Origin of the sequence: Marinomonas colpomeniae (assembly GCF_014803385.1) — a bacterium.
GTDB classification, from domain to species: Bacteria; Pseudomonadota; Gammaproteobacteria; order Pseudomonadales; family Marinomonadaceae; genus Marinomonas; species Marinomonas colpomeniae.
The window spans coordinates 167,207-180,243 of sequence record NZ_JACYFC010000002.1 but is presented as its reverse complement, the minus strand read 5'-3'; the positions used below and the strand labels follow the sequence as shown (position 1 = coordinate 180,243).

Here is a 13,037-nt window from a genome sequence, read left to right as displayed (position 1 = left end):
TCGTAAACTCAAAGTCTTAGACCATCAGGTGGTCAGAATTCGCATTAATTGTTTATAGTCTTCACGGATATCAGAATCCGTGTCTTGCAGCTCTTTAATCTTACGAATCGCATGTAACGCTGTCGTATGATCACGGCCACCAAATGCATCACCAATTTCTGGCAAGCTGTGGTTCGTTAGTTCTTTTGCTAATGACATCGCCACTTGGCGAGGACGTGCAACAGAACGACTTCGACGCTTAGAAAGCAAGTCACTGATTTTGATTTTATAATATTCCGCGACAATGCGCTGGATATTATCAATGTTCACCAACTTATCTTGCAAGGCTAAAAGGTCTTTTAGTGATTCACGTACAAAATCTGGCGTAATTGCTCGTCCAGTAAAATGTGAATTCGCAATAACACGTTTCAGTGCTCCTTCTAACTCTCGTACGTTAGAGCGTATCTTCTGAGCAATAAAGAAAGCAGAATCATAAGATAACTTGAGACCACTTTCATCTGCTTTACGCATTAAGATAGCAACACGCGTTTCTAATTCTGGCGGTTCAACAGCAACCGTTAAGCCCCAACCAAAACGTGACTTAAGGCGATCTTCCAAACCTTGAATCTCTTTTGGATAACGATCACAAGTTAGAATCATTTGTTGGCCACCTTCTAATAGTGCATTAAAGGTGTGAAAAAACTCTTCTTGTGTTCTGTCTTTGCCGGCAAAAAACTGAATATCGTCAATTAACAAAGCATCCACTGAACGGTAATAACGTTTAAAGTCATTGATTGCGTTCAGCTGTAGGGCTTTTACCATATCCGCCACAAAGCGTTCCGAGTGCAAATACACAACTTTGGCATTCGGGTTGCGACGCATTAACTCGGTACCAACGGCTTGCATTAAGTGAGTTTTACCTAAGCCAACACCGCCGTATATAAAGAGTGGGTTATAAGCACCACCAGGATTTTCGGCAATCTGTAACGCCGCGGCATGGGCAAGCTGGTTAGACTTACCTTCGACAAAGTTATCAAAGGTAAAAGAGTTATTAAGGTTTGCGCCGTGATTAATACCACCTTCCACTTGAACTTTACGCTTTGGAGCAACTAAAGGTAGCTGTCCTTGGCCTTGTTCGTTTGGCTCAAGTTCACCACGTAATCCTTTACCAGTAGGCGATAAGGTTAACGGTGCTTCAAATTCGAGATCTGCATGCGGTGTACTTTCTTCATAATCCATTACTCCGAATCCTGGTCGATAACCAGAAACTCTTGCCACTTCATTATTTAGAGGGCTAGAAACGGGAGCACTAGGAATAGGCGGAGGAGGCGGAGAAATAGAGTTAGCTTGTGCGAAGTTTTGTGCTTTAACCTCTAGTTGTAGAGGAGGAGCAAGATCATCACCAGCAAACTCAGACAATAATTCTTGGATGCGCGTTTGATATTTGTTACTCACCCAATCCAACACGAATCGGTTCGGTGCGCTTAGACGCAACTCTCCACCAGGCAACATTTCAGCCTGTAGTGGACGAATCCAAGTGTTAAATTGAGATGCGGAAAATTCACCCTGCAAGCGCTGCAGGCAAAGATCCCAATGTTCCAAAGACACTGTAGACGTACTCCCTGGTTGAGTGACACATAAGAGACGAATTTTACCTTGGACACCTAAAGTTATCCACACATAAATAGAATAAAAGTAAAACGCAGCTTGAAAACTAATAAATGTTAATAACAACCAACTTTATACACAGCGGTTAACAAAATTATTTTGATGTGCATAAACCGATAGGTTATACACAAGTTTTGCGCTTATTATTTTTCTTTTGTTCACAACTGAATAGAAATACATCTTTTTGATTTTTATACATAATAAAAACAAACAATAGTTTTTTGTGGATATCTTTTTATCTATCAAATTTTTTTATCCACTCACAGGGTAGAAGTCTGTGAGTAAGTGATTAATTGATTGTGGGATTATTTATTTAATAAATAACCCTCGCTAAGCATTGAATTTACTAAGAAAAGGCACTAAAATCCGCGCCCTGATTTAACAATCAAATGTAGAGGCTTGGCTACCGCTAACCCTCAAAACTGAAACACTGCTTCAGTGAGAGAAGAACAATGAAAAGAACATTTCAACCTAGCGTTTTAAAACGCAAACGTAACCACGGTTTCCGTGCTCGTATGGCTACTAAAAGCGGACGTCAAATTGTCGCTCGTCGTCGTGCCCGCGGCCGTAAGGTATTAAGCGCATAAACACGCTAATTACCGATGATTATTGTTTTCCTCGGCATGTCAGACTTCTGAATGCCGGGGATTATCAATCTGTCTTTAACGACACCTCCACGAAAGTCTTTGCAGGCGAATTCCTTTTATTAGCTCGAAAAAGAGATGATAACCAAACTCGGTTAGGTCTTATTGTGTCTAAAAAAACGGATAAACATGCTGTAGGCAGGAATCGTATTAAACGTTTAGTACGTGATTCTTTTCGCCACCACAAAATAACGCTTGCTGGTCTTGATATTGTCTTTTTGGCACGACAAGGCATTAAAGAGCTAAATAATGAAATTTTGCACGATCGCATCGATAAAGCATGGGATCAGTTGGCAAAAAAAGCATTAAAACCCTCTCAAAGTAAAAAACGCGTCCACTCTAAGTAAAAATAGGCTGAAAAAACTGCCAAAGGCTGGTTTAATAACGCGTGATTTTAATCAGGGTTCTGTGAACCTATCGTCCAACCAAACAAATTAGTTGAATACCATGGATTTCAGACGTTACTTTTTATGGGGTGCGCTTTTTATCAGTGGCTACCTACTGTTCTTACAGTGGAGTCAGGATTATGGTCCTCAGTCCACACAAAGCGTAGCTCAAAGCACTCAAACAGAAACAGACGCATCAGCAAGTAATGATTTGCCTTCGGCATCTCAAAATACAGCAGAAGCAAATGCAGACATACCTTCAAATGTAACGAAAGTTACATCAGGGAAACTCATTGAAGTAACAACCGATACCCTTCGCGTTGCTATTGATCCAGTGGGTGGCGACTTAGTAAAGGCTGCGCTCTTAGATTATAAAAAGGTATTAGGCGAGCCTGAATCTTTTGTCATCTTGGAAAACGGTGCGGAACGTACTTATGTAACGCAAAGTGGCTTGATTGGTAAAAACGGTCCTGACGCGTCAGCTGAAGGTCGTCCTGTTTACCGATCTGAAAGTACTTCTTATACCCTTGCAGATGGTCAAGAATCTCTTGATGTGAATTTATATTTCACTGATGCAAGTGGCGTAAAATACACTAAAACCTTCCGTTTCTTAAAAGGCAAATACCGTATTCGCCAATTAATTACGGTAGATAATACGTCTTCAAGTATTTGGCGTGGTAATTTGTTTGCGCAAATTAAACGTGATAATTCAGACGACCCAAGTCAAGCAAGTGGCATGGGCTTACAACCTTACCTTGGTGGTGCGGTTTCTGACGAAGAAAACAAATACAACAAAGTTTCTTTTTCTGACATGGAAGAAGAGCCACTTAAAGTTACTACAACTAAAGGTTGGGTAGCGGTTTTACAACATTACTTTGTGTCAGCTTGGATTCCTGAGCAAGGCCAAAAGGTGACTATAGAAGCACGTAATAACAATGGTTTTAACATCATTGGCTTTACAGGTTCTGCAGTTGAAATTGCGCCAGGTAAGCAAGGTACATTGAGTTCAACTTTTTATGTAGGCCCTAAACTACAGGATCAACTTGAAGAAACCGCCGATAACTTAGACCTAACTGTCGATTATGGCTGGTTATGGTGGTTGGCTAAACCTCTGTTCTGGTTGCTGACTTTGATTCAGTCTTTCGTCATTAACTGGGGTATTTCCATTATTTTGATTGTGGTATGTGTGAAGGCTATCTTCTTCAAACTGTCTGCTGCAAGTTATCGCTCTATGGCGAAAATGCGTAAATTTGGACCTGAAATTGCGAAACTGAAAGAGCAGTTTGGTGACGATCGTCAGAAAATGTCGCAAGAAATGATGTCACTTTATAAGAAAGAGAAAATTAACCCATTGGGTGGTTGCTTACCTATTTTGGTACAAATGCCTGTTTTCCTTTCTTTATATTGGGTATTAATGGAATCTGTTGAACTACGTCATGCGCCATTCTTCTTATGGATAGATGACTTATCAGCAATGGATCCATACTTCGTACTGCCTATTTTGATGGGTATAAGTATGTTGGGGCAACAAATGCTTAACCCAACTCCTCCAGATCCAATGCAAGCTCGAATCATGAAGATTATGCCGATTGCATTTACCTTCTTCTTCTTGTGGTTCCCGAGTGGTTTGGTTCTATACTGGGTATGTAATAACACCTTGTCGATCGTACAGCAGTACGTCATTACCAAGCGAATCGAAAGAGCAGCTTAGCTTTATAAATTATCTTTCATTTCAGTAATGATTTAGAAAGTAAAAGGCTTCCCATTGGGAGGCCTTTTTTATGTTTAGATTGCCATCACAGTCTTGCTATCGGACAATGGCAAAACTTCCTGTTTCATATCTCAGAGTTTGATTATGACTGATTTACAATACGCCACAGACCAAGACACTATCGCCGCACAAGCCACGGCACCTGGACGAGGTGGCGTAGGAATTATTCGTTTATCAGGCCCAAAGAGTCTGACCATTGCTAAACAAATAGTGGGATTTGAACCAACACCACGTTATGCCCATTATGTTCCATTCAAAGATGCCCAAGATGAACAACTTGATATGGGGTTGGCACTGTACTTTCCAGGACCAAACTCTTTTACGGGTGAAGATGTATTTGAACTACAGGGACATGGCGGTCCTGTCATTATGGATATGTTGCTAACGCATTGTGTGGCACTTGGTGCACGTTTAGCACGTCCAGGTGAGTTCTCTGAACGCGCTTTCATGAATGATAAAATGGACTTAACTCAAGCAGAGGCTATCGCAGACCTTATAGACAGTACGTCTGAACAAGCGGCAAAATGTGCATTACGTTCATTACAAGGCGCATTTTCAAAACGCGTCGACGAACTAGTTGAAGCGTTAATTCACCTACGTATTTATGTGGAAGCCGCCATTGATTTTCCTGAAGAAGAAATCGATTTTATTGGTGATGGTAAAGTTGCTAGTGAATTAGCAGGTATTCAGGCTAGATTACAAGTAGTACTAAAAGAAGCCAATCAAGGTGCATTGATTCGAGAAGGCATGAACGTAGTTATTGCTGGCCGCCCAAACGCGGGTAAATCGAGCTTATTAAATGCCTTGTCAGGCAAAGAATCTGCAATTGTGACGAATATTGAAGGAACTACCCGAGATGTATTACGCGAGCATATACATATTGATGGCATGCCGTTACACATTATTGATACGGCAGGATTACGAGATAGCCCAGATGAAGTTGAGCGTATTGGTATTCAACGAGCATGGGATGAAATTACCAAAGCTGATCGTATTTTAATGATGGTAGACAGTCTTTCCATTGATAGTAGGAATCCAAGTGACATTTGGCCTGATTTTATGGATAAATTAGGCAATGCTCAAAATTTAACTTTGGTGCGTAATAAAATAGACTTGTCGAAAGAAGCCACAGGAATAGAAATCATTAACGGTGTCTCTGTCGTCTCTCTATCAGCAAAAACAGGAGAGGGCGTTTCTGACCTAACTGAGCACTTAAAAACCGTTATGGGCTTTGATAACACGACTGAAGGTGGTTTTATTGCTCGTCGTCGACATATAGAAGCACTTAACAAGGCTAACCGTTTTCTAGAGGCTGGTGAAGAACAACTTCACGGTCATGGAGCAGGTGAATTATTAGCAGAAGATCTAAAAGAAGCACAACAGGCCTTAAGCGAAATAACCGGAGCTTTCACCAGTGATGATTTGCTTGGGCGCATCTTTGGGTCATTCTGTATTGGCAAATAGTACAATCTCGAACAAAAACCATTAACTCTTTGTTTAAGGGTTAATGGTTTGCCCTAACTTCATAATTGCAGCAATATTTCGGGACGTGTTCATTAGGTTTTTTTCCGCATCTGCTAAAACCTGTTCTAAGCTGTCTAGAGCAGGAATAATAGGAAAAGTTGCCATCATTCCATGACTCAAAATAGCGTCTGAGTCTGTTCCAAGAGTGCCAGCGATACCAATTGTTGGTACACCTTTTTTATTTGCCTGTTTTAAAACGCCCATAGGGGTTTTACCAAAGACAGTTTGACCATCAATTCGACCTTCACCAGTAATCACCAAGTCTGCTTTTTCCAATTGTTCAGCTAGTCCAACCGTTTCCATAACTATTTCAATTCCTGGCTTAAGCTCTGCGTTTAAAAAGGTTTTTACACCCAATCCCATGCCTCCAGCGGCACCAACACCAGGTAAAAGACGATGATCTTCCAAACCATTTTGTACGATAATATCGGCAAAATGAGCCAGATTTTTGTCTAATAGCTCAACCATTTCTGGTGTTGCGCCTTTTTGAGGCCCAAAAATCGCAGAAGCACCATATTCACCACACAATGGGTTATCAACATCACAAGCGACTTCTATACGGCATTGTAAAAGTAAAGGGTGAATGTGTGACGTATCTATATGCGCTAGCTTAGCTAATGCACTGCCACCAAATAGCACACTTTTTTTGTTTTCATCTTGAAAATGAATACCAAGTGCTTGCGCTAAGCCTGCACCGCCATCATTTGTTGCGCTACCACCTAAACCTAAAATAATGTGTTTAATACCTCGATCAAGAGCGTCTTTAATTAACTCACCAGTACCATAACTAGTAGTGTAAAGCGGATTTCGTTTATCTCGAGGAACCAAATGCAAACCTGATGCAGACGCCATTTCGATGACAGCTGTTGTCGATTTTTCACCTTGTAGCGTACCTAAAATACCGTATTGCGCCATGATGTTATTACCGAGTGGGCCGGTAACTTCAAGATCAATAAAAGAGCCATTTGTTGCATCGACCATAGATTGCACGGTGCCTTCACCACCATCGGCCATGGGCACTTTAACAAACTCAGCATCAGTAAAAACAGACCGAAAGCCTGACTCAATAGCATTAGCAACTTCAAGAGCAGTTAGACTTTCTTTAAAAGAGTCTGGAGCAATAACGATTTTCATAGTGATCCTTTTACTATCGTAAATAGAAAAAACGTTTTCTAAGATACAGCTATTCTAAAAAAATGGTCAATAACTGATTAACAAACAAACGCTTTTATAAAAACCGAGAGACTATTTATTATTGAACAAATCAAGATAGTCGAACCAACACTCGGCCACGTACTTTACCATCAAGCAATTTATGGGCCGTTTCAACCACACTTTCTAAGCTAATCTCTGTACTAATTGTTTCATAATCTTCGGGGCAAAGTAGCTCACTTAAACGCTGCCAAGCTTCTATTCTGTCTGCTTTTGGACGCATCACACTGTCAATACCAATAAGACGAACCCCGCGAAGAATAAAAGGCGCAACAGAACCTGGAAAATCCATGCCTTGTGCAAGACCACAAGCGGTTACCACTCCACCATACTTAGTACTGGCACAAGCGTTTGCCAAGGTATGACTACCAACACAATCAATCACACCTGCCCAGCGCTCTTTTTGCAAAGGTTTACCGGCTTCAGACAAACTTGCTCTATCGATGCACTGGCTTGCACCTAATGACTCAAGATAACTTGTTTGTTCCATTCGTCCCGTTGATGCGACCACTCTATAGCCTAATCTATGTAACAAACGAATAGCAAAACTGCCCACACCACCATTTGCACCAGTGACCAAAATATCTCCTGAATCAGGTCTGACGCCTTGTTTTTCAAGTGCTAATACAGACAACATAGCAGTATACCCAGCTGTACCTATTGCCATTGCCTGTTTTGGTTCTATACCTTTTGGTAGGGGAATTAACCAATCGCTTTTTAAGCGGGCTTTTTCTGCAAGACCGCCCCAATGTCCCTCACCAACACCAAAGCCGTTTAATAGAACCCAATCACCTTTTGAAAATTCAGTTGAATCTGAATGATTAATTTGACCAACTAAATCAATACCAGGCACCATAGGAAAAGAACGAACAACACGACCTTTACCCGTTATAGCTAAGGCATCCTTGTAATTTAAAGTGCTATAAGACACATCGACAAGTACGTCGCCATCGGGTAATTGATCATCGTCTAATTCAACAACTGAAGCTTCACATAATTTATCTTTTTGAGTAATCAATAAACCTTTAAACATAATTTCTCCAATTTTAGACCATTCGTCTATTAAATTATTTTAAAAAACCAAACACTTAGGTTTGGCTCTCTGTATTAATTTCTATAGCCTATAAAAAGGCTATTTAGATTGAACTGCTTTTATAAAAAATTCTAAAAAAGCACTCAAGGGTTGAGTGCTTTTAACGAGCCTTGAACGATGAACTGCACCTTCCCAACCTACCCAAAAAATTTGAGCCATATTTTCAATATCACATTCAATCGCTACCTGTCCTTGCTGCTGGGCCTCTAACAAACAAACAGCAACACGTGATTGCCAACTAAGGTAAGTGACTTTTAATTGTTCACAAAAATCCTCTGACAATAACGTAGATTCTTGCTCTAGGTTTCCTACCAAGCAGCCTCGCTTAAAATCATGACGGACCATGCCATCTTGTGCATCTTTCGAAAATTTTTTTAATCTTTCTAAAGGTAAAACATCACGGTTCAAAAGAAAGCTATCTAACTTACTTTCAAAATATCGACGATAGGATTCAAGCACAGCAAAACCAAACGCTTCTTTACTCGCAAAGTAATGATAAAAAGACCCTTTAGGAACACCAACAGACTTTAAAATAGGGTCAATACTGCTATTAGTAAAACCTGTTTGCGTTAACACCAACATACCTGCATGCAACAAAGACTCACGAGTATCATAAGAATTACTTAATGATCTTTTTGGCCGCCCACGACGAGGCTTACTGGGTAAGTCTCTGGTGAAAGACTTTTCATTAATTACACTAAGCAAATTCAGCTACCTATTAAGATAAAAGTTATAAAACTAATTTAGACCAACCGTCTATTAAAAACAATACCTATTAATATCAATACCCTTTTAAATTTATGAATTCATTAAGTAGGTAATTTTTCTAATATTGTGTAGGAAGAATGGAGTTTCTTAATTTAGACGCTTAACAACGGAATCTGTAGAACAAAACAGAAAATATTGTTTTAGACTTATCTCATATTCAAGCAATGGAGTGAACATTATGAGTCAAGCAAAATCCTATGCAGCAAAATCTGCAACAACACCTCTAGAACCATTTTCATTTGAACGACGCACGCTTCGTGAAGATGATATAAATATAGATATTCTTTACTGTGGTGTGTGTCATTCAGATATTCATATCGCTGAAAGTGATTGGGGTCCAAGTATCTATCCTGTTGTTCCAGGTCATGAAATTATTGGTCGTGTAACAGAAATTGGTAACAAAGTTAGTAAATATAAAGTGGGTGATCTTGTTGGTGTCGGTTGTATGGTGGATTCTTGCCAGCATTGCTCTCAATGTGAAGCCGATCTAGAACAATATTGTGATAACGGTTCTGTAGGAACTTATGGTTTTAAAGATTTAATAGACGGTTCTATTACGTACGGTGGTTACTCTGATCACATTGTTGTTCGTGAAAAATTTGTTTTATCTATTCCTCAAGCTCTAGATGCTAGTAAGGCAGCCCCACTTTTATGTGCTGGTGTTACGACCTATTCTCCTCTTCGCCATCACGGCGTGAAGGCAGGCGATAAAGTAGGAGTTTTAGGTATGGGTGGCTTAGGGCATATGGGAGTTAAGTTCGCCAAAGCTTTTGGTGCAGAAGTGACTATCTTTACTCGCTCTGAAAGTAAGGTAGCTGAGGCAAAACTGCAAGGAGCTGATCATGTTGTTGTTTCGACAGATGAAGCTCAAATGAAAGCCTCTGTAATGTCTTTTGATTACTTGTTAGACACTATTCCTGTTCAGCATGATTTAAACCCTTACTTAAATTGTTTAAAAGTAGATGGTACACACATTTTAGTTGGTCTCATTGAACCGATAGAACCTGCGGTACACGCTGCTAATCTTGTGTTAAAACGTCGTGTTCTTACTGGCTCTTTAATAGGAGGTATTGCAGAGACTCAAGAAGTACTAGATTTTTGTGCTAAGCATGATATCGAATGTGACGCTGAGATGATTAGTATTCAAGACATAAACCAAGCTTACCAACGCATGAAGCAAGGTGATGTAAAATATCGTTTTATCATTGATATGAAAAGCTTAAAAAACAGCTAATCTTAACCATTAAGTCTTCTTTTAACATACTACCTATAAAGCCTTTGATTTTTACTTAAGTAGTAGGTCAAAGGCTTTTTTATGCGCATATAAAATTATGCCTTCCTGTTGACTAATTAATCTATTTTTAGAGCATCTTAGTACCTTTATGTGACTCTTTTTTTAAAATTTAAGCATAAAACCAAAGTTACTAACAATTAAGAGTTTTAGAGAACAACCTTTCATTTTCTACACATTGTTAAAAACCTATATAAATCAGTACTTTTCAACATTATCAACTTTCCTAAAGTCATTTTATTTAACTAAATACCACTTTTTTTATTTTTTTACTTGTGGATTAAATTTTTAATGTCGCCCCTCTAAAAGGCCTATAAAAAATAGTAAAATTCATACAAAACAATAACTTGTAATTTAATAAAATATAGAAAAAGGCTGTTGATAAGTACGGTGATAGATTGATAGGAAGTTTTGCACAGTTTTTAACAACTTAGAGGTTAAATTTGATCAGTGTATAAGTAGTGCTTTTATACACAGGATTAGGTTATCCACAACACAGGAAGAAAGGGGGGTAATTAACAAGATATTATCGATCTAATAAACTGATATATATGAAAAAAAATGACTTATGTACAGATTTTCTCTTACTATATAAACATAACAAATATAAAAGATCTTATATACTTACTTATATATATTAATATTGATGACCGGTTAACTAGAGTTCGATCGCTTTCTTTTTGAAAATTTGCCTATATACTAAGCGGCCTAAATCAAGCGTTGATCGTTTTTTATTCATTTTATCTGTTAATTTTGTAATACCGAGGTTCCCGTGGATTTCCCAAGTCGTTTTGATGTAATTGTGGTTGGTGGTGGACATGCTGGTACAGAAGCCGCTTTGGCTGCCGCTCGCATGGGTGTCAAAACATTATTACTTTCCCACAACATTGAAACTTTAGGGCAAATGTCCTGTAATCCAGCCATTGGTGGTATAGGGAAATCTCATCTGGTAAAAGAAATTGATGCTTTGGACGGTGCTATGGGTTTAGCAACGGATCAGGCTGGTATTCAATTTAGAACCTTGAACTCTCGTAAAGGCCCAGCTGTTCGAGCAACACGTGCTCAAGCTGACCGTATTTTATACAAAGCAGCTATTCGACATAAATTAGAGAACCAAGAAAATTTATGGCTTTTTCAACAATCTGCTGAAGATTTAATTGTTGAAGAAGGTGCTGCTAGAGGTGTTATTACACAAACTGGTATACGCTTTAACAGTAAAACGGTTGTTTTAACGGCAGGTACTTTCTTAGGTGGTATAATTCATATTGGCTTGCAGAATCATTCTGGTGGTCGAGCTGGTGATCCACCGTCTATTGGTTTAGCTGAAAAATTACGTGCTTTACCATTTCGAGTAGATCGTTTAAAAACAGGAACTCCACCCCGTATTGATGCTCGTTCAGTTGATTTTTCTCAAATGCAAGCACAACCAGGTGATGATATAACGCCTGTTATGTCTTACATGGGCAATCGTGCAATGCATCCTCGTCAAATTGAATGTTTTATTACTCATACCAATGAACGCACTCATGATATTATTCGTGCTGGTATGGACAGATCACCTATGTACACAGGTGTGATTGAAGGCGTTGGTCCTCGTTACTGCCCTTCAATTGAAGATAAAATAGTCCGATTCGCTGATAAAAATTCACATCAGATTTTTATCGAACCTGAAGGTCTAACAACTCACGAACTTTACCCCAATGGTATTTCGACTTCTTTACCTTTTGATGTACAAATTGAATTAGTTCGTTCAATGAAAGGGATGGAAAATGCTCATATTATTCGTCCTGGTTATGCGATTGAATACGACTACTTTAATCCTCAAGATTTAAAATATTCTTTAGAAACCAAACACATGCCAGGACTGTTCTTTGCAGGACAAATCAATGGTACAACAGGTTATGAAGAAGCTGGTGCTCAAGGCTTACTTGCTGGTTTGAATGCCGCACTGCTTACTCAAGAAAAAGACGCTTGGACGCCACGTCGCGATGAAGCTTATTTGGGTGTTTTGGTTGATGACTTGATTAGCATGGGAACAAAAGAACCTTATCGCATGTTTACTAGCCGTGCTGAATACCGCCTAATTTTACGTGAAGATAATGCTGACATGCGTTTGACAGAAAAAGGCCATGAACTTGGCTTAGTTTCTGATGAACGCTGGGCTGCTTTTTGTAAAAAACGTGAAGCCGTGGAAATTGAAACTCAAAGACTAAAATCGACTTGGATTGTTCCTAATTCTCCAGAAGCTGCAATTATTAATCCTAAACTTGAAGTTCCTATTACCCATGAATACAACTTATTAGATCTATTGAAACGTCCTAATATTGTTTATTCAGATGTGGCTAATTTAAAAAATACTCCAGATGATAGTGTTGACGAACAAGTTTCTGAGCAAGTTCAAATTGCAGTTAAATATGCTGGTTATATTTCTCGCCAAGCGGAAGATATAGAGCGTTTACGTCGTCAAGAAAATACAAAACTGCCTGATGATTTGGATTACTCGAGTATGGAAGGTATGTCGAATGAGGTGAAACAAAAGTTGAACCAACTTCGCCCTGAAACACTGGCTGCAGCATCTCGTATTCAAGGGGTTACACCTGCCGCGGTTTCTTTACTTCTTGTTCACTTGAAAAAACGTGCCATTGCACGTAAAAGTGCCTAAAATCATCAGCCGATAATTCCTTATAGCTAATTCTTTATT

General features: G+C 39.2%; 10 protein-coding genes. 6 read left to right on the top strand and 4 right to left on the bottom strand.

What is annotated here, in order from left to right; genetic code table 11:
* Nucleotides 1–24 precede the first annotated feature (24 nt).
* Nucleotides 25–1,587: a chromosomal replication initiator protein DnaA gene (gene dnaA, locus IF202_RS06025; protein WP_191593988.1), complete on the bottom strand. Its 1,563-nt coding sequence runs from the start codon at nt 1,585–1,587 to the stop codon at nt 25–27.
* 512 nt (nt 1,588–2,099) lie between these two features.
* On the opposite strand from dnaA, the gene rpmH reads away from it, so the two are divergent.
* The 4 genes from rpmH (at nt 2,100) to mnmE (ending at nt 5,912) form a co-directional block, all read left to right on the top strand.
* On the top strand, nt 2,100–2,234 hold the full coding sequence (gene rpmH / locus IF202_RS06020) for a 50S ribosomal protein L34 (RefSeq protein ID WP_084035504.1): 135 nt from the start codon (nt 2,100–2,102) through the stop codon (nt 2,232–2,234).
* On the top strand, nt 2,222–2,638 hold the full coding sequence (gene rnpA, locus IF202_RS06015; protein ID WP_328797214.1) for a ribonuclease P protein component: 417 nt from the start codon (nt 2,222–2,224) through the stop codon (nt 2,636–2,638). The genes rpmH and rnpA overlap by 13 nt, the downstream gene beginning before the upstream one ends.
* Nucleotides 2,639–2,738: 100 nt before the next feature.
* Entirely contained in the window at nt 2,739–4,388 is a 1,650-nt protein-coding gene (gene yidC, locus IF202_RS06010; RefSeq protein ID WP_191593987.1) for a membrane protein insertase YidC, read from the top strand.
* A 144-nt stretch (nt 4,389–4,532) separates the two neighbouring features.
* The gene (gene mnmE / locus IF202_RS06005) at nt 4,533–5,912 is read left to right on the top strand and encodes a tRNA uridine-5-carboxymethylaminomethyl(34) synthesis GTPase MnmE (RefSeq protein WP_191593986.1); all 1,380 of its coding nucleotides are present in this window, start codon (nt 4,533–4,535) and stop codon (nt 5,910–5,912) included.
* Between the two features lie 33 nt (nt 5,913–5,945).
* Here the strand turns inward: mnmE and IF202_RS06000 are convergent, their stop codons facing one another.
* The 3 genes from IF202_RS06000 to acuR form a co-directional block, all read right to left on the bottom strand.
* Entirely contained in the window at nt 5,946–7,106 is a 1,161-nt protein-coding gene (locus IF202_RS06000; protein ID WP_191593985.1) for a glycerate kinase, read from the bottom strand.
* Nucleotides 7,107–7,236: 130 nt separating this feature from the next.
* Complete coding sequence (acuI, locus tag IF202_RS05995) at nt 7,237–8,217, bottom strand: acrylyl-CoA reductase (NADPH) (protein ID WP_191593984.1); 981 nt, start codon at nt 8,215–8,217, stop codon at nt 7,237–7,239.
* Nucleotides 8,218–8,316: 99 nt separating this feature from the next.
* Entirely contained in the window at nt 8,317–8,982 is a 666-nt protein-coding gene (gene acuR / locus IF202_RS05990) for an acrylate utilization transcriptional regulator AcuR (protein WP_206705405.1), read from the bottom strand.
* Nucleotides 8,983–9,223: 241 nt separating this feature from the next.
* On the opposite strand from acuR, the gene IF202_RS05985 reads away from it, so the two are divergent.
* Complete coding sequence (locus IF202_RS05985) at nt 9,224–10,279, top strand: NAD(P)-dependent alcohol dehydrogenase (RefSeq protein ID WP_191593983.1); 1,056 nt, start codon at nt 9,224–9,226, stop codon at nt 10,277–10,279.
* Between the two features lie 829 nt (nt 10,280–11,108).
* Nucleotides 11,109–12,998 (top strand): tRNA uridine-5-carboxymethylaminomethyl(34) synthesis enzyme MnmG, encoded by a 1,890-nt coding sequence (mnmG, locus tag IF202_RS05980; protein WP_191593982.1) that lies wholly within the window; start codon nt 11,109–11,111, stop codon nt 12,996–12,998.
* Nucleotides 12,999–13,037: the final 39 nt, after the last annotated feature.